The organism is Pannonibacter sp. XCT-53 (assembly GCF_009915765.1).
GTDB classification, from domain to species: Bacteria; Pseudomonadota; Alphaproteobacteria; order Rhizobiales; family Stappiaceae; genus Pannonibacter; species Pannonibacter tanglangensis.
In genome coordinates this window covers 2,361,100-2,382,868 of record NZ_JAABLQ010000001.1, presented here as the reverse complement: position 1 = coordinate 2,382,868, position 21,769 = coordinate 2,361,100, and the positions used below count along the sequence as shown (strand labels likewise).

General features: G+C 66.7%; 24 protein-coding genes and 1 tRNA gene. 12 read left to right on the top strand and 13 right to left on the bottom strand.

From position 1 onward, the window contains the following. The first annotated feature begins 193 nt into the window (after positions 1–193). From GWI72_RS10625 to GWI72_RS10605, 5 genes are all read left to right on the top strand, one after another. Entirely contained in the window at positions 194–1,549 is a 1,356-nt protein-coding gene (locus GWI72_RS10625) for an ABC transporter substrate-binding protein (protein WP_161708630.1), read from the top strand. A gap of 182 nt (positions 1,550–1,731) precedes the next feature. Beyond that, positions 1,732–2,727 carry a carbohydrate ABC transporter permease gene (locus tag GWI72_RS10620; protein ID WP_161708629.1) on the top strand — a complete coding sequence of 332 codons (996 nt, stop codon included), beginning with the start codon at positions 1,732–1,734 and terminating at the stop codon, positions 2,725–2,727. Continuing rightward, positions 2,727–3,854 carry a carbohydrate ABC transporter permease gene (locus GWI72_RS10615; RefSeq protein ID WP_161676205.1) on the top strand — a complete coding sequence of 376 codons (1,128 nt, stop codon included), beginning with the start codon at positions 2,727–2,729 and terminating at the stop codon, positions 3,852–3,854. The genes GWI72_RS10620 and GWI72_RS10615 overlap by 1 nt, the downstream gene beginning before the upstream one ends. Before the next feature lie 18 nt (positions 3,855–3,872). Next, on the top strand, positions 3,873–5,495 hold the full coding sequence (locus tag GWI72_RS10610; protein WP_161708628.1) for an alpha-glucosidase family protein: 1,623 nt from the start codon (positions 3,873–3,875) through the stop codon (positions 5,493–5,495). A gap of 36 nt (positions 5,496–5,531) precedes the next feature. Beyond that, entirely contained in the window at positions 5,532–6,617 is a 1,086-nt protein-coding gene (locus GWI72_RS10605) for an ABC transporter ATP-binding protein (RefSeq protein WP_161676203.1), read from the top strand. A gap of 353 nt (positions 6,618–6,970) precedes the next feature. Here GWI72_RS10605 and GWI72_RS10600 read toward each other — a convergent pair whose 3' ends face one another. Continuing rightward, complete coding sequence (locus GWI72_RS10600; RefSeq protein ID WP_161708627.1) at positions 6,971–7,402, bottom strand: Lrp/AsnC family transcriptional regulator; 432 nt, start codon at positions 7,400–7,402, stop codon at positions 6,971–6,973. A gap of 139 nt (positions 7,403–7,541) precedes the next feature. Between GWI72_RS10600 and GWI72_RS10595 the strand changes: the two genes are divergently transcribed. After that, positions 7,542–10,583, top strand: a complete 3,042-nt coding sequence (locus GWI72_RS10595) for an aminotransferase class III-fold pyridoxal phosphate-dependent enzyme (protein ID WP_161708626.1) — start codon at positions 7,542–7,544, stop codon at positions 10,581–10,583. Between the two features lie 326 nt (positions 10,584–10,909). Here GWI72_RS10595 and GWI72_RS10590 read toward each other — a convergent pair whose 3' ends face one another. Continuing rightward, positions 10,910–11,812, bottom strand: coding sequence for an MBL fold metallo-hydrolase (locus tag GWI72_RS10590; RefSeq protein WP_161708625.1), 903 nt, complete (start codon positions 11,810–11,812; stop codon positions 10,910–10,912). A 25-nt stretch (positions 11,813–11,837) separates the two neighbouring features. Further along, the gene (locus GWI72_RS10585) at positions 11,838–12,485 is read right to left on the bottom strand and encodes a DsbA family protein (RefSeq protein WP_161708624.1); all 648 of its coding nucleotides are present in this window, start codon (positions 12,483–12,485) and stop codon (positions 11,838–11,840) included. Positions 12,486–12,629: 144 nt separating this feature from the next. Here GWI72_RS10585 and GWI72_RS10580 point away from each other — a divergent pair, with 144 nt between their 5' ends. Both GWI72_RS10580 and GWI72_RS10575 read left to right on the top strand, forming a co-directional pair. Further along, a complete protein-coding gene (locus GWI72_RS10580) occupies positions 12,630–13,526 on the top strand; it encodes a LysR family transcriptional regulator (protein ID WP_208995818.1) in 897 nt (298 codons plus the stop codon). 125 nt (positions 13,527–13,651) lie between these two features. Beyond that, on the top strand, positions 13,652–14,101 hold the full coding sequence (locus tag GWI72_RS10575; protein ID WP_161676198.1) for a YqaA family protein: 450 nt from the start codon (positions 13,652–13,654) through the stop codon (positions 14,099–14,101). A 23-nt stretch (positions 14,102–14,124) separates the two neighbouring features. Here GWI72_RS10575 and GWI72_RS10570 read toward each other — a convergent pair whose 3' ends face one another. The 8 genes from GWI72_RS10570 to GWI72_RS10535 form a co-directional block, all read right to left on the bottom strand. Then, on the bottom strand, positions 14,125–15,105 hold the full coding sequence (locus GWI72_RS10570; protein WP_161676197.1) for a TerC family protein: 981 nt from the start codon (positions 15,103–15,105) through the stop codon (positions 14,125–14,127). Positions 15,106–15,431: 326 nt separating this feature from the next. Beyond that, positions 15,432–15,514 (bottom strand) — tRNA-Thr (locus GWI72_RS10565). Further along, positions 15,510–16,793 carry a tyrosine-type recombinase/integrase gene (locus GWI72_RS10560; protein WP_161708623.1) on the bottom strand — a complete coding sequence of 428 codons (1,284 nt, stop codon included), beginning with the start codon at positions 16,791–16,793 and terminating at the stop codon, positions 15,510–15,512. The genes GWI72_RS10565 and GWI72_RS10560 overlap by 5 nt, the downstream gene beginning before the upstream one ends. A gap of 159 nt (positions 16,794–16,952) precedes the next feature. Beyond that, entirely contained in the window at positions 16,953–17,216 is a 264-nt protein-coding gene (locus GWI72_RS10555) for a DUF2312 domain-containing protein (protein ID WP_161708622.1), read from the bottom strand. A 5-nt stretch (positions 17,217–17,221) separates the two neighbouring features. Further along, positions 17,222–17,563, bottom strand: a complete 342-nt coding sequence (locus GWI72_RS10550) for a hypothetical protein (protein WP_161708621.1) — start codon at positions 17,561–17,563, stop codon at positions 17,222–17,224. After that, positions 17,556–17,738 carry a hypothetical protein gene (locus GWI72_RS10545; RefSeq protein WP_161708620.1) on the bottom strand — a complete coding sequence of 61 codons (183 nt, stop codon included), beginning with the start codon at positions 17,736–17,738 and terminating at the stop codon, positions 17,556–17,558. The genes GWI72_RS10550 and GWI72_RS10545 overlap by 8 nt, the downstream gene beginning before the upstream one ends. Continuing rightward, positions 17,731–18,009 carry a hypothetical protein gene (locus tag GWI72_RS10540; RefSeq protein ID WP_161708619.1) on the bottom strand — a complete coding sequence of 93 codons (279 nt, stop codon included), beginning with the start codon at positions 18,007–18,009 and terminating at the stop codon, positions 17,731–17,733. Before GWI72_RS10540 ends, GWI72_RS10545 begins: the two co-directional genes overlap by 8 nt. 71 nt (positions 18,010–18,080) lie before the next feature. Then, positions 18,081–18,311: a hypothetical protein gene (locus GWI72_RS10535; protein WP_161708618.1), complete on the bottom strand. Its 231-nt coding sequence runs from the start codon at positions 18,309–18,311 to the stop codon at positions 18,081–18,083. Positions 18,312–18,454: 143 nt separating this feature from the next. Between GWI72_RS10535 and GWI72_RS10530 the strand changes: the two genes are divergently transcribed. Both GWI72_RS10530 and GWI72_RS10525 read left to right on the top strand, forming a co-directional pair. Next, the gene (locus tag GWI72_RS10530) at positions 18,455–18,607 is read left to right on the top strand and encodes a hypothetical protein (protein ID WP_161708617.1); all 153 of its coding nucleotides are present in this window, start codon (positions 18,455–18,457) and stop codon (positions 18,605–18,607) included. After that, positions 18,607–19,143, top strand: coding sequence for a hypothetical protein (locus GWI72_RS10525; protein WP_161676187.1), 537 nt, complete (start codon positions 18,607–18,609; stop codon positions 19,141–19,143). Before GWI72_RS10530 ends, GWI72_RS10525 begins: the two co-directional genes overlap by 1 nt. A 109-nt stretch (positions 19,144–19,252) precedes the next feature. Here the strand turns inward: GWI72_RS10525 and GWI72_RS10520 are convergent, their stop codons facing one another. Further along, positions 19,253–19,753, bottom strand: coding sequence for a hypothetical protein (locus GWI72_RS10520; RefSeq protein ID WP_161708616.1), 501 nt, complete (start codon positions 19,751–19,753; stop codon positions 19,253–19,255). A 187-nt stretch (positions 19,754–19,940) separates the two neighbouring features. Here GWI72_RS10520 and GWI72_RS10515 point away from each other — a divergent pair, with 187 nt between their 5' ends. Together GWI72_RS10515 and GWI72_RS10510 are read left to right on the top strand one after the other, a co-directional pair. Next, positions 19,941–20,180 carry a hypothetical protein gene (locus GWI72_RS10515; RefSeq protein ID WP_161708615.1) on the top strand — a complete coding sequence of 80 codons (240 nt, stop codon included), beginning with the start codon at positions 19,941–19,943 and terminating at the stop codon, positions 20,178–20,180. Between the two features lie 181 nt (positions 20,181–20,361). Then, positions 20,362–21,048, top strand: coding sequence for a hypothetical protein (locus GWI72_RS10510; RefSeq protein ID WP_161708614.1), 687 nt, complete (start codon positions 20,362–20,364; stop codon positions 21,046–21,048). A 447-nt stretch (positions 21,049–21,495) separates the two neighbouring features. On the opposite strand, the gene GWI72_RS10505 is transcribed toward GWI72_RS10510, so the two are convergent. Further along, positions 21,496–21,762, bottom strand: coding sequence for a hypothetical protein (locus GWI72_RS10505; protein ID WP_161708613.1), 267 nt, complete (start codon positions 21,760–21,762; stop codon positions 21,496–21,498). Positions 21,763–21,769: the final 7 nt, after the last annotated feature.

Below are 21,769 nucleotides of genomic sequence, written 5' to 3'. Positions count from 1 at the left end.
GGCAGATGCTGCCGATTTCTGTTGCACTGCAAAAGGGAAATGGCAGAAATCTTGACCTTTCTTGAATCTTGCGACTGCCCGATTGACTCTCATTCGGCAATCGGCGAGTGTGCGTCATCCAAAGCGGTTTGAATTTCCGCCGCGACGGAGTTTGCGCGCCGCGCTCGGCGCGCTCGCAACTGGGAGGTTAGCGATGAAGAGCGTGTTTCTGGCGGGTGCGGCTGCACTTGCCCTGATGACTGGCACGGCGGCGGCTCAGGAGCTGAAGTTCGCGCCCGGTCAGGATTCCCGATTCAACTGGGCCAGCTACGAGGCCCTGAAGTCGCAGGATCTGAAGGGGCAGGAAATCACCGTGCTCGGCCCCTGGCTTGGCCCGGACAAGGAGCTCGTCGAGAGCGTCATCGCCTATTTCGAGGCCGCAACCGGCGCCAGGGTCAACTATTCCGGGTCGGACAGCTTCGAGCAGCAGATCGTGATCGACGCCGAGGCCGGATCGCCGCCGAACATCGCCATCTTCCCGCAGCCGGGTCTTGCCCGCGACCTGGCATCGAAGGGTCAGCTCGCCCCGCTGGGCGCGGACACCGCCGCGTGGCTGCGCGACAACTATGCTGCCGGCCAGTCCTGGGTGGACCTGTCCACCTTCAAGGGCAAGGACGGCAAGGAAGACCTCTACGGCTTCTTCTACAAGGTCGACGTGAAGTCGCTCGTCTGGTACGTGCCGGAAAACTTCGAGGACGCGGGCTATGAAGTGCCCAAGACCATGGAAGAGCTGAAGGCGCTGACCGACAAGATCGTCGCCGACGGCGGCACGCCGTGGTGCATCGGTCTGGGCTCGGGCGCGGCCACCGGCTGGCCGGCCACTGACTGGGTCGAGGACCTGATGCTGCGCACGCAGTCGCCGGCCGACTACGACGCCTGGACCTCCAACGCGCTGAAGTTCGACGATCCGAAGGTCGTTGCCGCGATCGAGGAATTCGGTCACTTCGCCCGCAACGACACGTATGTCATGGGCGGTGCAGAGGGCGTCGGGTCGATCGACTTCCGCGACAGCCCGAAGGGGCTCTTCGCCTCGCCGCCGCAGTGCTACATGCACCGTCAGGCTTCGTTCATTCCGTCCTTCTTCCCGGATGGCACCAAGATCGGCGAGGACGTGGATTTCTTCTACTTCCCGGCCTATGCCTCCAAGGATCTCGGCCAGCCCGTGCTGGGCGCCGGCACGCTGTTCTCCATCACCAAGGACAGCCCCGCCGCCCGCGCCTTCATCGAGTTCCTGAAGACGCCGATTGCCCATGAGGTGTGGATGGCCCAGACCGGCTTCCTGACCCCGTTCAAGGGCGTGAACACCGACGTCTACGGCGATCCGACGCTGAAGAAGATGGGCGACATCCTGCTCAACGCCTCCACCTTCCGCTTCGACGGCTCCGACCTGATGCCGGGTGCGATCGGCGCGGGGGCCTTCTGGACCGGCATGGTCGACTACGTCGGCGGCAAGGACGCCAAGGTGGTGGCCAGCGAGATCCAGAAGAACTGGGACACGCTCAAGAAGTAAGCCGTCGGGGCCATCGCCAGGATGGCCCGGCCAGGGCGGCAGCGCGAGCCCGAGGGTCCCGCGCTGCCGGCTCAAGACCGGGGGGTGTGGCCTGTTCCGGCCGGACCCGGACCCGGACCAGTCCCCGAAAGTGGCCCCAGATCGGCGCCGGCTGGCGCTGCGAGTGGCGTCCGGGAGGAAACATGCTCGAACAACTGATGATGGCGGGATCGACCATCGTGGTCGGCGTGTTCGGCTGCGTGGCCTATTTCTTTGCCTCGAACCTGATCCTCGACCGGCTGTTCCCGGCACGGGGACCGAACGCCGGGGCGAACATCAACCGCGCCAATGCCGTGCGCCCCTGGCTGTTCCTTGTCCCGGCGCTGGTGCTGCTCGGGTTCTATCTCGTCTATCCGGTCTTCGTCTCGATCTGGCTGTCGCTGCATGACAGCCGGGGCGAAACCTTCGTCGGCCTGGCGAACTACACCTGGCTGATGGGCGACGGCAAGTTCCGCGAATCCATGCGCAACAACCTGCTGTGGCTCCTGGTCGTGCCGGCTGCCTCGACCTTCTTCGGCCTGATCGCCGCCGCCCTGACCGACCGCATCCGCTGGGGCAATCTCGCCAAGTCGCTGATCTTCATGCCGATGGCGATCTCCTTCATCGGCGCCTCCGTGATCTGGAAGTTCATCTACGACTTCCGCGGCGAGGGACAGGCGCAGATCGGCCTGCTCAACGCCCTTGTGGAAGCTGTCGGCGGCACGCCGCAGACTTGGCTGACGCTGGAGCCGGCCAACAACTTCTTTCTCATGATGGTGCTGATCTGGATCCAGACCGGCTTTGCCATGGTGATCCTGTCGGCGGCCCTGCGCGGCATTCCGGAAGAGACCATCGAGGCCGCCATCCTCGACGGGGCCTCGCCGCTGCAGATCTTCCTCAAGATCAAGGTGCCGCAGATCTGGGGCACCATCGCCGTGGTCTGGACCACGATCACGATCCTCGTGCTCAAGGTGTTCGACATCGTGCTGGCCATGACCAACGGCCAGTGGGGCACGCAGGTTCTGGCCAATCTCATGTTCGACTGGATGTTCCGTGGCAATGACGCCGGCCGGGCCTCCACGGTTGCGATGGTCATCATGCTGCTGGTCACGCCGATCATGATCTGGAACATCCGCAATGCCCGCAAGGAGATGCGCTGATGGACAATATCGCGGGCACCCGCTCCCGGCTGGTCTGGGCGGTCAACCTGTCGGTGGTGGCGCTGGTCCTGCTGTGGACCATCCCGACCCTCGGCCTTCTCGTCTCCTCCGTGCGCAGCTCCGACCAGATCGCCGCGTCCGGCTGGTGGCAGGCGCTGTTTCCGGCCTCGCAGAACCTGATCGTGCGGGCCGCACCGGCCGAGAGCCAGGTGGAGGAGGGCGGCCGCTTCGTCCTCTCCGGCACCGTGCTGGAGGGCGGGTCCGGTTCGATCTCCGCCTTCGGCATCAACTCCCGCGAGCCGACCGCGTTCCAGCCCGGGGCCGTGGCCGATCTCGGCGACGGCCAGACGCTGACGGTCCAGGCCGACGGCACCTACCGGATCGAGAGCCCGGTGCGCTTCGAGGGGCGCAGCCCGCGCCTCTTCGTGACCGCCGAGACGCCGCCGAGCTTCACCGCCGGCAACTATGCCACGGTGATCGGCGCCGAGGGGCTGGGCCGGGCCTTCCTCAACACGATGACCGTGACCATCCCGGCCACGATCATCCCGATCCTGATTGCGGCCTTTGCCGCCTATGCGCTGGCCTGGATGGAGTTTCCCGGGCGCGCGCTGATCATCGCGGCCGTGGTCGGCCTGCTGGTGGTGCCGCTGCAGATGGCGCTGATCCCGCTCCTGAAGCTGCACAACGCCATCGGCATCGGCAAGGATTACCTCGGCATCTGGCTGGCCCACACCGGCTTCGGCCTGCCGCTCGCCATCTATCTGTTGCGCAACTACATGGCCGGGCTGCCGCGCGAGATCATCGAGAGCGCGCGCGTCGACGGGGCGACGGATTTCCAGATCTTCCTCAAGATCATCCTGCCGCTCAGCTTCCCGGCCCTTGCCTCCTTTGCCATCTTCCAGTTCCTGTGGACCTGGAACGACCTCCTCGTCGCCACCGTGTTCCTCGGCAACACCGAGAGCCAGCTGGTGATGACCGGCGTCCTGCGCGAGCTGCTCGGCTCCAAGGGCGGCGAGTGGGAAATCCTGGCGGCCTCGGCGTTCCTGTCGATCCTGGTGCCGCTGATCGTCTTCTTTGCCATGCAGAAGTATCTGGTGCGCGGCCTTCTGGCCGGCTCCGTCAAGTAAGCTGTGAGACTGACCCCAATGACGTATCTGACGAAGGACAAGGACTGGTGGCGTGGCGCGGTGATCTATCAGATCTATCCGCGCAGCTATCAGGATCTCAATGACGATGGCATCGGCGATCTGGCCGGCATCGTCTCGCGCCTGCCGCATATCGCCAGCCTCGGGGTGGACGGCATCTGGATCAGCCCGTTCTTCACCTCGCCGATGAAGGACTTCGGCTATGACGTGTCGGACTATTGCGATGTCGATCCGATGTTCGGCACGCTGGCCGATTTCGACCGGCTGATCGAGACCGCGCATGCGCATGGCCTCAAGGTCATGATCGACCTGGTGCTGTCGCACACGTCGGACAAGCACGCCTGGTTCGAGGAGAGCCGCCAGAGCCGCGACAACCCGAAGGCCGACTGGTACGTCTGGGCCGATCCGAAGCCCGACGGCACCGTGCCGACCAACTGGCTGTCGGTGTTCGGCGGGTCCTCCTGGCACTGGGACAGCCGCCGCGAGCAGTATTACCTGCACAACTTCCTGGTCTCGCAGCCGGACCTGAACTTCCACAATCCGGCGGTGCAGGACGCGCTGCTCGACGTGGCCAGCTTCTGGCTGAAGCGCGGCGTCGACGGGTTCCGCCTCGACACCATCAACTTCTATTTCCATGACAGGGAGCTTCGGGACAACCCGCCGCTGCCGAAGCACCAGCGCAACACGCTGACGGCACCGGCGGTGAACCCCTACAACCACCAGCTCCATCTCTACGACAAGAACCAGCCGGAAAACCTCGCCTTCCTGCGCCGGCTGCGCGCGGTGATGGACCCCTACAACGCGGCTGCCGTCGGCGAGATCGGCGACAGCCAGCGCGGGCTGGAGATCCTGGGCGAATACACCCGCGGCCATGATCTCATGCAGATGAGCTACGCCTTCGAGTTCCTCGCCGGCTCCGGACTGACGGCGCCCTATGTGGCGGGCGTGTTCGAGCATTTCGACCGCGTCGCCTCGGAGGGCTGGGCCTGCTGGGCCTTCTCCAACCATGACGTGGTGCGCCACATCACCCGCTGGAACCTGACGCCGGCGGCGGCGCGCACCTACATCACCCTGCTGATGTGCCTGCGCGGCTCGGCCTGCATCTACCAGGGCGAGGAGCTGGGCCTGCCGGAGGCGGACGTTGCCTTCGAGGACCTGCAGGATCCCTATGGCATCGAGTTCTGGCCAAAGTTCAAGGGCCGCGACGGCTGCCGCACGCCGATGGTCTGGCGCACCGACAACGGCCATGGCGGATTCTCCAATACCAAGCCCTGGCTGCCGGTTCCGGCCGAGCACCTGCCGCTGGCGGCAGAGACGCAGGAGCAGGATGCGGGCGCGCTGCTGCACCACTATCGCCGCGCCATCGGCCTGCGTCAGGCGCATGTGGCGCTGAAGAAAGGCAGCCAGTCGGCGATGCGGGCCGAAGGCAATGTGCTCGTGTTCGAGCGCGAGGGCGACGGCGAGACGCTGACCTGCGTCTTCAACCTGTCGGACACAGCGGCGGACGTGACGCTGCCGGTGGTCCCGCGCGAGACCCTGGGCAAGGACATCGGCAGCGTCGCCCCGCTGAATGGCGTCGTGCAGCTTGGCCCGTGGGGCGTGTCGATCACCCGCAAGGCCTGACAAGACCCGGTGGCACGGGCGTAGGGAGGAACCAGCATGGCCGATCTGAAGCTGACCGATGTCGCCAAGGCGTATGGCGACGTGAAGGTGCTCGGCAACATCAACCTGGACATCCGGCAGGGCGAGCTGATCGTCTTTGTCGGGCCGTCGGGCTGCGGCAAGTCCACGCTCCTGCGCATGATCGCGGGGCTGGAGCGGATCAGCGGCGGCCGGCTGGAAATCGACGGCATGCTGATGAACGACGTGCCGCCGGCGCAGCGTGGCATCGCCATGGTGTTCCAGTCCTACGCCCTCTATCCGCACATGACCGTGCGCGAAAACATGGCCTTCGCCCTGAAGATCGCCGGCAAGAGCAAGGCCGAGATCGACGCGGCCGTCACCAAGGCAGCCGGGATCCTGCAGCTGACGCCCTATCTCGACCGGCTGCCCAAGGCGCTGTCCGGTGGCCAGCGCCAGCGCGTGGCCATCGGCCGGGCCATCGTGCGCGACCCGAAGGTCTATCTGTTCGACGAGCCGCTCTCGAACCTCGACGCGGCGCTGCGTGTGGCGACCCGCATCGAGATTGCCCAGCTCAAGGAGCAGATGCCGCAGTCGACGATGATCTACGTCACCCACGACCAGGTGGAGGCGATGACGCTTGCCAGCCGCATTGTCGTGCTGGCCGGCGGCGGCATCAGCCAGGTCGGCACGCCGATGGACCTGTATCTGAGGCCCGAGAACGAGTTCGTGGCGCAGTTCATCGGCTCTCCGGCCATGAACCTGTTGCCGGGCGAGATCGTGGCGACGGGCGCGGAAACCCATGTGCGGCTGGAGACCGGCGGCACGGCCCGGGTGGCCATCGCCACGACGACGGCCGACGAGGGGCTCAAGGTCAATCTCGGCGTCCGGCCGGAAGACCTGACGGTCAGCGCGGAGCCCTCGATCTACACCGGCGAGGTGGAGATCACCGAAGCGCTGGGCGAGGTGACGCTGCTGTACTTCCGCAAGGACGGCAAGGGCCGCCAGATGGTTGCCAAGCTTCCCGGCATTCACGGCGACCTGAAGCACCGCAGCGTGCACCTGACCGCCGCCCCCGACAAGCTGCACCTGTTCCATGGTGGCAAGTCGCTGCTGTACCGGTGAGGGGAGGGGGCAGATCGCTCCGGCCCTCTCCCCCCTTGAGGGGGAGATGCCCCCGTCAGGGGGCAGAGGGGGGTATCGTGCAACAGAACTGCTTCGGCGTTCTGGGAACGGCTGTATCACCCCCCTCTGTCTGCTGACGCAGACATCTCCCCCTCAAGGGGGAAGAGGGGCGCTGTGGTGCGGGCGGGGAGCGAGAGGCTGTGCCATGGGAGGGTACGAGAGGCAGCAAAACTGCTTCGGCGTTCTGGGAACGGCTGCATCACCCCCCTCTGTCTGCTGACGCAGACATCTCCCCCTCAAGGGGGGAGAGGGGCGCTGTGGTGCGGGCGGGGCTGCGTGATCCGCTGCCGGAGCTAGCCCCGCATCTCGTCGCGCAGGACGATGGCGGTGGTGAGGTCGGCGATGTGGGGCAGGGAGGCGATGGTGTCGCGCAGGCGATTGAGCGCTTCGGTGTCCGCGACGCTGACCGAGACGATCAGGTCCGTGTCGCCCGTGAGCGAGGCGCAGGCGGTGACGCCGGGCAGGCGGATGATGCGGGAAACCGTGTCGCGCGCCGGGGTCTTGGTGAGGCGGACGAGAAGATGCGCCTGCAGGGCGGCGCCCATCGCCTCGGGGGCGATGTCGGCGTGATAGCCGCGGATGATCCCGGCCTTTTCCATCCGGTCGATGCGCTCGCGCACGGAGGAGCGGGCAAGGCCCACTTCGGCTGCCAGCGTCTTGAGCGGCAGCCGCGCATCGGCCTTCAGCAGCTCGATGAGGCGCCGGTTGATCTCGTCCAGATGCATGTGGTCTCCCTTGCCTCCAGCCCTGAGGGTCCGAGTGTCGGCCCCACATAGCAAAGCGGCGGCCCGGCCGCCACTTTGACGGCTGCCCGGACCCTGTGTCCCATGGCAGTTCTGGTGGGAACGCTGACGGGAGAGACCGATGCCGATTGAAGAGAGCCGCCCGACCCTGAGCCCGGACGAAGCCCTGACGATCCTCGCCGATGCCTATGGCCTGACCGGCCGGCTGACGCCGCTGCCGAGCGAGCGCGACCAGAATTTTGCCTTTGAGGCCGCTGACGGCAGGAAGGCCATCCTGAAGATCTCGCAGCACGGGGAAGACCCCGAGGCGCTGGCCTTCCAGGAGGCGATGCTGGCGCATCTGGCGCTCGCCGATCCCGGCCTGCCCGTGCCGCGCCTCATTGCCCGGCGCGACGGCGCGCTGAGCGGGACTGTCGACCGCGCGGATGGCCGCAGCCATGCGGTCCGGCTGGTTTCCTACCTGCCCGGCGAGGCGATGGCGGATGCGCGCGGCGATCACGCGACCCTGCGCGACCTGGGCCGCGTGCTCGGGCGTCTGGACCGGGCGCTCCTGTCCTTCGGCCATGCCGGCGCGATGCGGACCTTCGACTGGGACATCCGCCAGACACCGCGCGCAAGGGCGCGGCTTGCAGCGATCCGCGATGCGGGCGACCGCGCGCGCGTTGCCGACATTCTGGATGCCTATGACAGCCGCGTCGCCCCGGCGCTGGCGCGCCTGCCGCATCAGGTGATCCACAATGATGCCAACGACTGGAACCTGCTGGTGGATGCGGCCGGGCGCGTCTCGGGCGTGATCGACTTTGGCGATGCGCTGTTCTCGCCGCGCGTGGCGGACGTGGCGGTTGCACTCGCCTATGCGATGATGGAGCGGGACAACCCGATCCTTGCCGGGGCCGAACTGGTGGCCGGCTATCACGCCGAACATCCGCTGAGCGATCTGGAGTTTGCCCTGCTGCCCGATCTGATTGCCGCAAGGCTGGCGATCTCGGTCAGCCTGTCGAGCGAACGGGCGGCGCTGGCGGCGGACAATCCCTATCTCAGCGTCTCCGAGCGCGGGGCCTTCCGCCTGATCGAGACGCTGGCGCGGCAGGACCGGCACATTGTCACGGGGATCTTCCGCAAGGCAGCAGGGCTTGAGGCCGCCCCCGGTGCGGAGCGGGTGAAGGCATGGCTTGCCGCCCATCGCAACCGTCTGGCATCCCTGATGCAGCCGCATCCGGCGCGGGCGGAAAAGCATGTGCTGAAACTCGCCGACCTGAACGATCCGCTGGTGCAGGCGAGCCGCACGCAGGACCACGCAAGGGCTGCCGCCCTCTATGCGGCCGAGATGCAGGCCGCCGGGGCGGAGCTTGGCATGGGGCCCTGGGGCGAGGTGCGCGAGGTCTATGCCGCGCCGTTCTTTGCCTCCAAGCTGATCGCCGGCGAACGGCGCAAGATGCATCTGGGGCTCGACATCTTTGCGCCTGCCGGCACGGTGCTCACCGCGCCGCTGCAGGGGCGCGTGGTGGGCCTGGCGATCAACCCGGACCCGCTCGACTATGGCGGGCTGATCGTGCTGGAGCATGAGCCCGAGCCGGGGCTGGTGTTCCGCACGCTGTGGGGCCATCTCGCCCATGCCTCGATCGAACGACTGAGCCTTGGCCAGGTGATCGCGGCGGGCGCGGAAGTGGCGCGGCTCGGCGACACGGACCAGAACGGCGGCTGGTTGCCGCATCTCCACCTGCAGGTGGTGCTGCCGGACTATCCCGACATTGCCGGCATTCCGGGCGTCGGCGAGGCGGCGCTGGAGGCGGTCTGGGCGGATCTCTATCCGAAGGCCTATGATCTGGCCGGCCTGCCGCCGGAGACCTTCGAAAAGACCGGACGCGACAAGGCGAGCCTGCTGGCGGCACGCAAGGCGCTGCTCGGCCCCAACCTGTCGCTGTCCTACCGCGAGCCGCTGAAGATCGTGCGCGGCGAGGGCGTCTGGCTGATCGATGCGGGCGGGCGCGCTTATCTCGACTGCTACAACAATGTCGCCCATGTCGGGCATTGCCACCCGCATGTGGTGGCCGCGCTGCGCGACCAGATCGGCACGCTCAACACCAACACGCGCTACCTGCACGATGCCATCATCGACTATGCCGAGCGGCTGAAGGCGACCCTGCCGGAAGGGCTCGACACGTTCTACTTCACCTCCTCGGGGAGCGAGGCGAACGAGGTGGCGCTGCGCATGGCCCGGGCGGTGACGGGCCGCAAGGGAACGCTGGTGATCGACTGGGCCTATCACGGCACGACCCAGGGCCTGATCGACGTCAGCGCCTACAAGTACAAGCGCAAGGGCGGCCAGGGGAAGCCGGCCACGACCCACGAACTGCCGCTGCCCGAGGTCTACCGTGCCCCGGCCGACTGGCCGGCCGACGAGATCGGGGCGCGCTATGTGGCAGAGGCCGAAGACATCATCGCCGGGCTGGTGGCGCGGGGCGAGGTGCCGGCGGCCTTCATCGCCGAGACCATTCCCTCCGTGGCCGGGCAGGTGTTCCTGCCGGAGGGCTACCTGAAGGGCATCCATGCGGCGGCGCGCAGGGCGGGCATCGTCTGCATCGCCGACGAGGTGCAGGTCGGCTTCGGCCGGGTGGGCGGCGCCATGTGGGCCTTCGAGGAGCATGGCGTGGTGCCGGACATCGTCACCATGGGCAAGCCGATCGGGGCCGGGCACCCCATGGGCCTGGTGGCGACGCGGCGCGACATCGCCGCCGCCTTTGCCAACGGCATGGAGTATTTCAACACCTTCGGCGGCAACCCGGTGTCCTGCCGGGCGGCGGCGGCGGTGCTTGACGTGATGGAGGCGGAAGGCCTCCAGGAGAATGCCGCGCGGGAGGGCGCCTATCTGCTGGAGGCATTCCGGGCGATGATGGCCGAGGACGAGCAGATCGGCGACGTGCGCGGGCGCGGCCTGTTCCTCGGCATCGAGATCGTGCGCGACCGGGCGAGCAAGGCGCACAATGGCGCCCGGGCCGGGGCCATCGTCGGACGGATGCGCGAGCTGGGCGTGCTGGCCGGCACCGACGGGCCGTTCGACAACGTCATCAAGCTGCGCCCGCCGATGGTCTTCGCCCGCGAGCACTCTGACCTGCTGCTGACGGTGTTTCGTCAGGCGCTGGCGGAAACGCGGGGACTGTGAGGGGACAGAAGCACCCTGAGCCAGACCACTGCCGAGCCAGTTGAATACTGAGGCGCCTCCGCTCCCCTCCCCCTTGTGGGGAGGGGGTAGGGGTGGGGGGTAACTACCTCAGCCGTTCGGTAAGCTGTTGTTTTGTCGGACGGGAGGATTGATCGGCTCCGGGGGCGCGTTGGGCTCACAGCCCCCCACCCCCAACCCGACCTGGGTCGAGCCAACGGTCTCGACCCGCCTTCGGCCCCCACGAGGGGGAGGGGAGCGGAGAGGCTTTGGTGTTCCTCACAAGGGACGGGGCCTGTTCTCGCAGTCTCACGGCTATCCCCGGGGCCTCAGCCCCACTTCATCTCGCCCTTCACCACCTTGGCGGAGAGTTCGAGGCTGAAGTCCTCGCCGGCGGTTGGGAAGCGGGCCTTCATGGCCTTGATGAGGGCGGCGCTGTCGGCAGCCCTGGCGGCCTCTTCCTCGAAAGCGACCAGATAGGCGCGGGTGTAGGCGATGGCGCTGGCATCAAGCGCCGAGCCCGGGGCCATGTGGCCGGGGACAACGACCTTCGGGTTCCGTGCGGCCATCTCGTCAAGCGCGGCGATCCAGGCCTGACGCTCGGCCGAGGTCGGCGTGTCGGCCATCCAGACATGGATGCCGGAGAAGACCAGCACGCCGCCGAAGACCGCGTCCAGCGAGGGCACCCAGAGATAGCGCCGGTTGGCGAGGCGGCCTGCCGGAACGATCTCGATGGTCTCGCCGTCGAGCGTCAGGCCGGGTTCGGACGAGACGGTGGGGATCACCACGTCGGCCAGGACCTGCGGGCCGTTGTCCTTGAGCTGCGGCCCCCAGACGGCGAGCTTCTTTTCGACGTTGCCGTTGATCGCCGCGACCGTTGCGGCGTCGGCAATCACCCGGGCATCCGGGAAGGCAGCCTTCACCGGGCCAAGGCTGAAGTAATAGTCCGGGTCGCTCTGGCTGACATAGATGGTGGTGAGCCGCTTGCCGGTGGCCTTGATGGCTTCGGCGAGCGCGCGGCCATCCGCGAGGGTAAAGCCGCCGTCGATGAGGATGGCCTCGCTCTCGCCCTCGATCAGGACGGGGGCGCGGAGAAAGCCGGTCTCATCGGCCTGGAAATGGGTCCATGTCAGGCCGCGGGCGGCGGCCAGGACATCGAGCGGCAGGTTGAGCGCGACCATGGCGGCCGTGCCGGTGACGAGGGTCTTGAGGGTCTGGCGACGCGTGAACATGACGGGGTCCTGGATTGCGGGACGATCAGGCGGCCTTGAGCCGGCTGACAAGCGTTTCGGGATTGGCGTAAAGGGCGGCGGAGGGCACGAGGCTGCGGCTGCCGTCCGGATTGTCGAGCGCGAGCGTCGGCACGCCGTTGGCGAAGACCGAGCGCAGCATCGCGCTGCCCGTGGCGGCGCGGCTCTGGGTCATGGCGATCAGCGCGGCATCCGGCGCCGCAACCCGGCGGGCGGCATCCTCGAGGCCGAGCGTGGCAAGCGTGTCGGCCAGCACGCCGAGGCTGGTGATGTCGCGGCCGTCGACGTAGCGGGCGAGCTGGATCGCCTTGAGGGCGGCCAGTTCGTTGGCAACGCCGCTTTCCCGCGCCGCCGTCAGGGCGAGGGTGGCCGGGCCGCTGTCGAACATCTGGGTCCGGTTGGCCAGCACATCGCGGCGGTAGAGATCGGAGAACACCTGACCGGTGAGGCGGGCAATGCGCTGGTCGTTGGCCCAGGCGTAGGCGGCGAAGCCATCGTCCATGCTGCGGGCGCCGGCGCCGGAAAAGAGCCCGGTCGGCATCAGGTCGAGGTGCACGTCGGCATCGGCCGCCAGGGCCGCGATGACCGGTGCGGCACCATAGCACCAGCCGCAGAGCGGATCGAAGAGATAGGTGAGGCGGAGCGACTGGGGCATCTTGGGCTCGTTCGGTTGTGTCCGGTTCAGTCCGGATCTGACGCTGCGGCATTTGCCGACAGGCGGACAATCTCACGACCGACGAATTTGCAGAAGGCCGACAAATCGGACATATTGTATGGAAACGACATACAATGAGGCCGGATGCGCGCCCATATGAACCTCAACCGGCTGGCCTATTTCGCGGCCGTGCTGGACACCGGATCCTTCACGCAGGCGGCAGAGCGGCTGGGCGTCACCAAGGCCGTGGTCAGCCAGCAGGTGGCCAGGCTTGAAGAGGAGCTGGGGGCCAGCCTGATCGTGCGCTCCACCCGGCGCGTGCAGCCGACAGAGGCCGGCCGCGCCTTCCACGCCCGCTGCATCCTGATCCTGAAGGAGGCGGAGGACGCCTTCGACCTGGTTGCGGAAGCCACCGGGGCCCCGACGGGAACGCTGCGCCTCACCGCCCCCTATGACTACGGCACGGCCAAGGTCGTCCCCGCCGTCACCCGCTACATCGCCCGGCATCCCGGCTGCGAGGTGGACGTGAGCTTCACCGACCGCCGCCTCGACCTGATGGCGGGGGAGCTGGACCTCGCGATCCACGTCGGCTGGCTGCAGGACAGTTCGCTGCAGGCCCGCCGCATCGGCGACTTCCGGCAGGTGCTGGTGGCCACGCCGGCGGTCGTGTCCGCCTTTGGCGTGCCGCAACGGCCGGCGGATCTGGTGCGGCTGCCCTTCGTCGCCAACCTTGCCCTGCGCGACCCGCTGACCTGGCGCTTCAGCCGGGATGCGGTGACCCGGGAAACGGTGCAGCTGAGCACAAGGCTGCGCCTGGACACGACGACGGCGGTCTACAACGCCGTCCGCCTCGATGCGGGCCTGTCGGTGCTGCCGGATTTCCTGGTGGCGGGAGACCTGGCGGACGGCCGTCTGGTCTGCCTGCTGCCGGACTGGCAACTGGCCTCGGGCGGCATCCATGCGGTGTTTCCGCCAGCCCGCTACCGCCCGCCGAAGGTGACGGCCTTCGTCGACATCCTGCGCGAGCTGGAGGCCGGTTGACAGCCGGCGCCCCGCAGGCAAGAGCAGGGCGCAGGCGCAGCAGCGGGCCTTGCGGGCCCGCGATGGCCCGCGGGCCGCATGCCCGACTGCAGGACTGATCCTGTGCAGGACGGTCGGGCGGGCGGATGAGGAAGGAAGGACCGATCTTGGCGGAACTGGCCGGACTGTTTGCGGCGGCGCTCCTGGCCGCGACCCTGTTGCCGGCCCAGTCGGAGGCGCTGCTTGCCGGGCTGATCGCCGCCGGCAGCCAGCCGGTCTGGCTGCTGGTGGCCGTGGCAAGCGCCGGCAACATTCTCGGCGCGGTGATCAACTGGGGGCTGGGGCGAGGGCTGACGCTCTACCGCGACCGGCGCTGGTTTCCGGTCTCGCAGCAAGGACTGGCCCGGGCGGAGGCGTGGTATCGCCGCTATGGCCGCTGGTCGCTGCTGTTCTCGTGGGTGCCGGTCATCGGCGACCCGCTGACGGTGATCGCGGGCTCGCTGCGCGAGCCGTTCGCGGTGTTCCTGCTGCTGGTCGCCCTTGGCAAGATCGGCCGCTATCTGGCGATAGCGGCCGTGACCTTGCAGATCGTGTGAACGCCAGCGCGAGCCGGGCCCTGTCAGGCCTGCGCGGCGTTGTTGTCCTTGGTCTTCCAGATCGAGAAGGCCATGCCGACGCCGAGGATGGCGAAGGTGATGCCCAGCGACCAGGCCGGCGGGAACTTCTCCCAGCCCATCAGGTCGGCGATGAAGATCTTGGAGCCGATGAAGACCAGAAGCAGCGACAGCGCATACTTGAGGTAGGCGAAGCGGTGCAGGATGGCGGCAAGCGCGAAATAGAGCGCGCGCAGGCCGAGGATCGCGAAGATGTTCGAGGTGTAGACGATGTAGGGGTCCGTCGTGATGGTGAACACGGCCGGCACCGAGTCGACCGCAAAGATCACGTCGGCGATCTCGATGGCGATCAGCGCCAGCATCAGCGGCGTGGCATAGCGGACCAGCTTGCCGGTGACCGGATCCTTCTTCTTCACCGTGAAGTCATGGCCATGCAGCTCGTCGGTGACGCGCAGGCGGGTCTTCAGGAACTTGATCAGCGCGTTGTCGCCGATGTTGTGTTCCTTGTCGGCGATGAACAGCATCTTGATGCCGGTGAAGATCAGGAACACGGCGAAGATGTAGAGCACCCACTCATAGGAATGCACGATGGTCGCACCCAGCGCGATCATGATGCCGCGCAGGACGATCACGCCCAGAATGCCCCAGAAGAGAACGCGGTGCTGATAGGCGCGCGGGATGGCGAAATAGCTGAAGATCAGCGCCATCACGAAGATGTTGTCCATCGCCAGGGTCTTCTCGACCACGAAGGCGGTCATGTACTTGGCCGCGCTGTCGAAGTCGATCTGCCACCAGACAAAGCCGGCAAACAGGGTTCCGAGCGCGATGTACATGGCAGACAGGCGAAGGCTCTCGCCGACCTCGATCTCGTGGTCATCCTTGTGCAGAAGCCCGAGATCCAGGACGAGCAGACCGATGACGATGCCGAGGAAGGCCAGCCACATCCAGACGGGCTTGCCCATCACGAGCAGGAAGAGAAATTCCATAATATCGACCCTTTCCGTTCGCACTCGAGGGTCGCCAGAGACCGGGCACCGCATCGAGTGTTCTCGATCGCGGTCCGACATCACGGCATGACAGCATGCCGCCAGAGGGGCCCGGCCCGCGGCAGGTTAGATACTCCTGGCGCGGAAGAACGGCAAGGGGGCAGGACTTGAATCAAGGCAGAAAAGCGACAGACGCGCGAAGGTCGATCCCGGCGCGCAACCTGGAAAAGATCAGAAAACTTCCTGCAAGTACTTAACTGGTCTGCCCAAGCCGTGCAAAAGACGTACTTTGCTCGATCCGAAGCTCGTAGGGGAGAGTAAGAGGATGGTGCTGCAAGAGAGGATTGAACTCTCGACCTCTCCCTTACCAAGGGGCGGGGCGAGTTTCTGATTTCTCTTTGTTTTCAGCCATTTACTTTCTTTTCGCTAGCGTCTCGTGTCAAATACGTGCCGAAATCGTCGAATGCATGCACCGCCCGTCGCCGGTGTTCCGGGGCGTCATGTGTATAGCCCATGATTGAGCGCGGATCGAGCCACCCGCCCTGCTCCATCGCTGTCCTGAGGTCGCCCTCGCGGACCATGCGGGATGCGAGCATGTGCCGGAACCAGTGCTGCGTCACCGACCTGAGCAGCGCCGCGTCTGCCTCGGCCTGGGCGAGGATCTCTGCGCGCGCTGCGGGGTCGGTGATTCGGCTGGCCTCGCGCTCGGCATCGGCGAGCACGGATGCGGCGGCGCGGCGTTTGGCGGCGTTGAAGCCCGTTTTGTTCTGGCCGCCCCATGCGCCCTCGGTGTCCGCGTAGGGCAGGCGCTTGTAGGTCAGGAACAGCGGGGCCTCGCGCTCGTGAAGCTTGCCGCGCCAGGCGACATAGTCGCGCAGGATCGCCGCCGCTGTCGGGTGCAGCACGGCATCGACGCTCGTGCCGTTCTTGGTGTCGTGGAATGTCAGCTGCTCCCGGCCCTCGGCGAGGATCAGGTCGCAGACGCGGCAGCCGTGCAGCACGGACGAGACGCGCGCGCCGGCGGACCATTCGACCGCCAGCTGTGCGCGGATTGTGATGTGTGCCGACATCAGCAGGCGGGCAATCAGGTCCGGTCGCAGCTCGCGGATGCGGCGGCGCGTCCTGCGCAGCGGGTTGCGGGCGATCTTGTCGCGCTGGAATGTGGGCAGGGTCTTGAGGCGGTGATGGGTCCGGCAGAACGAGAGGAACGCGAGCAGTGCGTTCAGGTAGCGTTCGCGGGTTGCGGGCGAGTTGTCCTTCTGCCGCGTCTCGACATGCCGTTTCCATTCGTCGGGCGCGATGTCGTTCAGGCGGCGCAGCCCGAACAGGCCTGCAATCTCCTGGATGACGTCGACTGTCGTTTTGCCGAGCGCCCGGGTCCGTTTCTGGCTCAGGTAATCCTGGGCCGCTACCGCAACATATGCACCTGGGCCGCCCTCGCCGGAGATTTCCGCGAGGATTTCTGCCTCGATTTCCCGGACTGCGTCCCAGGCGAGGTCTTCGCTCCGCGCCCCGGCCGGAATGCCAAGACTACGTCTAACGCGGATCGAGCGTCCGCGAGCACGGAGGGTGCCAACGCAGTGCCAGTGTCCGTCGCGCTCGACCGGGTGGAGGCCGCGAGCGCGCCGCCCGGTTCGCTTTCGCGGGCGACCGCTTGCCGCAGTCGCGTCAGCCCCTCCTCTGTCCATAGCCGTGTCCTCCCGTGGCGGATGTGAAACTGGAACCGTTGCTCGGACGGCCGGCGCCGCATGTCCTCGCCGAGGATCCCGTCGAGCCATCGGCGCGATTTGCGCAGCATGCCCGCGACCTCGTCTGCCGTATAGAGGGGCAGTGCGTCCGTCATCGTGTCAGCCACCCAGAGCGGTCATGTAAAGGTCGAGGATTGCCTCCTCCTCCTGCCGCTCGTGCGGCTGCTTCTTGCGCAGGGAGATGACCTTGCGCAGGATCTTGGGATCAAAGCCGTTGCCCTTGGCCTCGCCGTAAATGTCCTTGATCTCCTCGGCGACGGTCTTCTTTTCCTCCTCGAGGCGCTCGATGCGCTCGATGAAGGCGCGGAGCTGGTCGCCTGCGGGCGTCGGGACGCTCAGGGTGATCTCGCTGGTCTCGGTCATGGGGGTTACTCCCTTGGCAGCAGGCCGCGCACGCGGGCGGCGTTGAGGGTGGCGTTGGCGACGGCGCGGAGGTCGAGGGCGATGGATCGCTCGCCCCATTCCCTGGCCGTTTCGGCGTCGCTCTGCAGGCCGGCGGCGCAGGCGAGGAGGCGCAGGCGCGTGGGGCGGAGGTCAAAGCCGCGCCCGCTCTGAGGGTTGGTGCGCGCCATGCCCCATGCCTCATTGAGGAGCTGGATCTGCTGCAACAGAGCCTCGCGGGCGGGCTCGTTGTTGACCAGCGTGTGCTGGATGGTCAGCGACAGCTCGGACAGCAGGTGGCGCAGCTCGGTCTGTTCGGTCTCAGTCATTGCTGGGTTGCTCCTTGATGACCTTCACCTTGGTGACCAGCGTGCCGCGTTTCCGGGCGGCCTCGTTGGCGATGGCGCGGGCCTCGGCGGCGGTGGCGGCCGAAATGCCCATGGTGGTGTGATCGGTGAAGAACACGCGGAACGGAATGAGCGGCGGGCTGTGGCGATCAAGCATGGCCGGCCTCGGCGGTGGTCAGGGCCTCGCTGAATCGGTCCGTCTCCTCGATGCGCTGCAGCACCAGCGGCATGATCTCGGCGATGATCTGCTCGGGATCCGCGCCGGCCCGGCGGCAGGCGAGGCCTGTGGCTACCAGCAGGACAGTAGCGGCTGCGGCGTACGGGTTTGCCTCGTCGCTGGTGCCGAGGCTCGGCTGTGTGAGCAGGGTGATGCGGAGGATCGCGGCCGCCTTGTCGGACAAGGTCATGCAGTCGTCGGGAATGTTCATCATCGGCCTCGGGGGTTATCAGGACAGGTCGCAGTCGGTGAGGTCGACCTCGGCATCAACGGTGATGGTCGTCATTGTTGTGCTCCGGGGGTGAGGGGTTCCCCGGCCGCGCGGGGGGGAGACACGCGGCCGGGGGTGTGGACGACGCTCGGGAGGTGCGCGTCGTCGACGGGGATTTCGTAGGGGTCGGCCTCGCGGATGGCGGCGCGGCGGGCGCGGACCATGCCGATCACCAGCGCGGCGGCGCACAGCGCGGCGCTGAGCGCCACGGGGGCGAGGATGACAAGGGCGGTGCGGCTCATGTCACAGCCCTCCTGACGCCGGGCGGCGTGCAGCTTGTGCCGCTTCCCGCATTGCGCGTAAGATCTGCGAGCCCTGCCGGACCCTGACCCGGCCGGCAGGGCTCTTCACCACCCCATGAGAAGACCATGAGGAGACGATTGCGATGAACAGGAACGGCGGCAGCAAGGACAGCGGCGGCAAGGCGGGCGGCATGGAAACCCGCCCGAACCGGAAGGGTGAAAGCTCGCAGCAAAACTCGCTCGGGCCGCGCCAGCCGGTGAAACCGCCCGCTCCGCCTGCCGGGAAAGGCAAGTGATGGATCTCGACAGGGACACGATCTATTTCAACGTGCTGCGCAACGCGCTGTATCACACCGCGCGGCGGCGCAGCCTTGAGGGCGTGGCGCGCTTTTTCAACTTCCTGACGGTGCTGCTGGGGGCGGCGGTTGTCGGGGATCTGGCACAGGTTTTCGGCCTCGGCATGGCGTGGGCCGGTGGGGCTGTTGCCTTTGTGGGGGCGGGCCAGCTTGCCTATGACCCTGCGGGCCGGGCGCGCGAGCACCAGCTGCTGCAGCGCGACTATTACCGGCTGCTGGCCGAGATGGAGGCGCAGGGCGATGCCGACGCGGACGCGCTCCGGCGCTTCAACGCGGAGATGATCCGCATCTCCGGAGAAGAACCGCCGACCCTGCGCGGCGTCGATGCCAAGGCCTATAATGATGCCATTGGCGCTTCGGGCCTGTTCCCGGATGGCGAGCGGCTGGTGATCCCGCTGTGGGTGCAGGCGGTGAGCCCGTTCCTGACCCTGGACGGCTATCATTTCGCCAAGGTCAGCGAGCGGTCGCGCGCCTGAGACTTGCGCGGCGCTGCCCGTGCCGGTCGCCCTTGCAAAGCCTGTCCCGGTGCATCCGGGGCGGGCTTTTTTTGTGGGCGCGAGGATGACGAGGGCGGTGCGGCTCATGTCACTCGGCATCGGGGCTCTCCGCAGTGGGGGCATAACCTGCCGTGCGGCGCAGTTGCTCTCGCGTCGCTCCATAGGGCATGCGCGGGCTCGGCGTCGGGCGCAGCGCGTTGCGGGCCTTGTGCTCGGCGATGGCGCGGTCTGATGACAGCCATGCGATGCCGCCGGCGAGGGATGCCAGGCATTTGCCAGCGCTATCAGCGCAGATCTCGAGGTCACGGTCGCCGGCGGCGCAAATCGCCAGGCGCGCAATCGTGTCTCGGATGTCCGGCATCGGCTTTGCCGTGGCGCTGGCAATGGCGGCTGACAGCTCGCGCTCCGCCGGATGCCCGGTGCCGAGCACGCCGGCGCGGGCGTCGTGGAGCCCCAGCAGATAGGCGAGCTGTGCTGCTGCGATTGTCGCGTCACGCACCGCAGCGAGCAGCTGCGGGTCGCGGCTCACGGCTGCCGCGCTGTGGAGGATCGCGATGGAGTGCAGCGCGTTGGTCGGGGTGGTCGTCATGGCTGTATCCCGGTGGCTGTGGTTGCAGCGGCAGATACAACAATCGGTTACACGCAGCGGCAAGGTGCGCGACCTGCTGGCCGTACTGTTGGCAGAAATGTCCATGGCGCTGTAACGTTCATGCAACGCGGCCGCGTTGGAGGCGACCGCGTTGCACAACCCCCTGAAACTGATAGGGAGTTCAGGAGTGACGGTAATAGCGGCAGATGGAAACCTACGCCTCGTGCTGGAGGGTGTGAACGTGACCGGCGAACAGGCAACAGCCCGGTTTCGCCTCGAGAGCGACGGTGTGTGCTCGGAATTGCTCGTGCCGTTCGATGCGCGACGCATGGACGACGGCGATGGCGTGCCCTGGGCATATCTGCACCGTCTGGCGGCAGCGATTGCTGCCGTCACGGCTGAGCTTGATGATGGACGAGACGGGTAGAACAACCTGTTGCCCTCGGTGACGCCGATCCTGTTTGGGGTCGCCGCAATAATGCGATAATCGCTTTTAACGCGTCAAGCCGAAAAGCGATTATCGCTCAATTCACGCCGTCATGCTGTTGGGCAGGCTCGGGCAGGGTTCGGGCGGCATCACGGGAAAGGCGCGGCGGATGGGGGGTGTGATGAATTATGTGCTTTTGATGGAGGCCTATGCGCGGCTGCGACAGGGGCTGGTCGATCTCGGGCTGAGGCTCGAGGAGGGGGCCGATTTTTCGCACGCGGTTGCATTCGCCATGGAGATGGGGCGCACAGGGCTGACAGAGCATTTTTCGCCCGATCTCAACACGTACACTCCGCCCGGGGCATTCTGGCTACGGGCAATTGATGCCACGGGGGCGACTGTTGCCCTGGCAGCCGCGCGGCTCGATGATCTCGGGCCTATGACGCTCGCGGACTATTGGCGGCTCTACTGGCGGCGATGCTATCCCGGGCCTGACGGGCGATGCGAGCTGGCTGCCGCGCAGCCGGCGTTTTCAGCGGCTGTCTCGGGGCGTGTCGTCTACATGGGCGAGATGTGGGTGCATCCAGACTGGCGCGGGCGCGGCGTCGCAGCGCTGTTCGCGCCCGCGATCCAGATGCTGTCCCTCGCCCGGTGGGAGCCGGACTGGCTTTATGTCTGGATGCGCCCAGGTCTGTATGGAGCGGGGTTTGACAACCTGACCTGTGCGTTCAGCCGGGTATACCTGCGCGGCATTCGATGGGCAGTGCCGCCGACCACAGTCGACGATGATCTCTGTGTCGCGTTAAATTCTCGGGCTGATGCCGAGTATTGGGCAGAATTGATAGCCGCCGGACTTCACGGCAAATAGAGTAGCAAATCAGGTCTGTTCTGCCTGAGGGCGTCGTCCATGGCAGGATTAATCTGTCATAGACAATGCGCGCCCGCCCTGTGCGAAATGTGTATTCGGCGGAAACGAGATCAAACCACGGCTCGCCCGCCACAGCGGCGGCGTAACCGGACGCCACCAGCCGGCGGAACGCGGCATCAATGTGCGCCCTCGGTTCGTCGACGGTGTCGGTGCTGAGATTGGGCAACAAGCGGTGCGTCAGGCTCGAGGAGCCAATGAACAGGATCGGGGGGCTGTCATCGCCCTGTAGCTCGGGCTCGAGCACGACGAGGTGCGCGGCCGCAGTTGTCACGATCCCGCCGCGCTCGATCCTGCCTCTGTCCCGCTGCCATTGCGCGAGCATCAGCTCCGCGAGTGGGTCGCCCAGCCCGCGCGCAACGGCAGATATCGGGTAGGGCGCGGTAAAATTCATGATGGTTCGTTGAATTGAGGCAGCATGCCGAGGCGCCGCGCCCGTTTGAGGATTGCCGGCCTGATCCGGCGGTGCAAATCCCTCAGCTCGTCCATGCTGAGCCGGGTAACGCGGTCATGGCCAAACATGTCGTAACAGGCCATATCCACTATTTCCAGGCAGTCGCATTGCGCTGCAAGGTAAATCATCGAGGTGATTGTGTCGTGATCGTCGCTCTCCTGGTGTGACGGTCGCAATACGCTGGGATACAGGTCCGGCTCCATCTGCAAC

What these genes read in the sequence shown, in the direction of transcription:
- GWI72_RS10625 (WP_161708630.1), top strand. Translation starts at nt 194, where the DNA reads ATGAAGAGCGTGTTTCTGGCGGGTGCGGCTGCACTTGCCCTGATGACT.
- GWI72_RS10620 (WP_161708629.1), top strand. Translation starts at nt 1,732, where the DNA reads ATGCTCGAACAACTGATGATGGCGGGATCGACCATCGTGGTCGGCGTG.
- GWI72_RS10615 (WP_161676205.1), top strand. Translation starts at nt 2,727, where the DNA reads ATGGACAATATCGCGGGCACCCGCTCCCGGCTGGTCTGGGCGGTCAAC.
- GWI72_RS10610 (WP_161708628.1), top strand. Translation starts at nt 3,873, where the DNA reads ATGACGTATCTGACGAAGGACAAGGACTGGTGGCGTGGCGCGGTGATC.
- GWI72_RS10605 (WP_161676203.1), top strand. Translation starts at nt 5,532, where the DNA reads ATGGCCGATCTGAAGCTGACCGATGTCGCCAAGGCGTATGGCGACGTG.
- GWI72_RS10600 (WP_161708627.1), bottom strand. Translation starts at nt 7,402, where the DNA reads ATGCATCTGGACGAGATCAACCGGCGCCTCATCGAGCTGCTGAAGGCC.
- GWI72_RS10595 (WP_161708626.1), top strand. Translation starts at nt 7,542, where the DNA reads ATGCCGATTGAAGAGAGCCGCCCGACCCTGAGCCCGGACGAAGCCCTG.
- GWI72_RS10590 (WP_161708625.1), bottom strand. Translation starts at nt 11,812, where the DNA reads ATGTTCACGCGTCGCCAGACCCTCAAGACCCTCGTCACCGGCACGGCC.
- GWI72_RS10585 (WP_161708624.1), bottom strand. Translation starts at nt 12,485, where the DNA reads ATGCCCCAGTCGCTCCGCCTCACCTATCTCTTCGATCCGCTCTGCGGC.
- GWI72_RS10580 (WP_208995818.1), top strand. Translation starts at nt 12,630, where the DNA reads ATGCGCGCCCATATGAACCTCAACCGGCTGGCCTATTTCGCGGCCGTG.
- GWI72_RS10575 (WP_161676198.1), top strand. Translation starts at nt 13,652, where the DNA reads ATGAGGAAGGAAGGACCGATCTTGGCGGAACTGGCCGGACTGTTTGCG.
- GWI72_RS10570 (WP_161676197.1), bottom strand. Translation starts at nt 15,105, where the DNA reads ATGGAATTTCTCTTCCTGCTCGTGATGGGCAAGCCCGTCTGGATGTGG.
- GWI72_RS10560 (WP_161708623.1), bottom strand. Translation starts at nt 16,793, where the DNA reads ATGGACAGAGGAGGGGCTGACGCGACTGCGGCAAGCGGTCGCCCGCGA.
- GWI72_RS10555 (WP_161708622.1), bottom strand. Translation starts at nt 17,216, where the DNA reads ATGACCGAGACCAGCGAGATCACCCTGAGCGTCCCGACGCCCGCAGGC.
- GWI72_RS10550 (WP_161708621.1), bottom strand. Translation starts at nt 17,563, where the DNA reads ATGACTGAGACCGAACAGACCGAGCTGCGCCACCTGCTGTCCGAGCTG.
- GWI72_RS10545 (WP_161708620.1), bottom strand. Translation starts at nt 17,738, where the DNA reads ATGCTTGATCGCCACAGCCCGCCGCTCATTCCGTTCCGCGTGTTCTTC.
- GWI72_RS10540 (WP_161708619.1), bottom strand. Translation starts at nt 18,009, where the DNA reads ATGAACATTCCCGACGACTGCATGACCTTGTCCGACAAGGCGGCCGCG.
- GWI72_RS10535 (WP_161708618.1), bottom strand. Translation starts at nt 18,311, where the DNA reads ATGAGCCGCACCGCCCTTGTCATCCTCGCCCCCGTGGCGCTCAGCGCC.
- GWI72_RS10530 (WP_161708617.1), top strand. Translation starts at nt 18,455, where the DNA reads ATGAACAGGAACGGCGGCAGCAAGGACAGCGGCGGCAAGGCGGGCGGC.
- GWI72_RS10525 (WP_161676187.1), top strand. Translation starts at nt 18,607, where the DNA reads ATGGATCTCGACAGGGACACGATCTATTTCAACGTGCTGCGCAACGCG.
- GWI72_RS10520 (WP_161708616.1), bottom strand. Translation starts at nt 19,753, where the DNA reads ATGACGACCACCCCGACCAACGCGCTGCACTCCATCGCGATCCTCCAC.
- GWI72_RS10510 (WP_161708614.1), top strand. Translation starts at nt 20,362, where the DNA reads ATGAATTATGTGCTTTTGATGGAGGCCTATGCGCGGCTGCGACAGGGG.
- GWI72_RS10505 (WP_161708613.1), bottom strand. Translation starts at nt 21,762, where the DNA reads ATGGAGCCGGACCTGTATCCCAGCGTATTGCGACCGTCACACCAGGAG.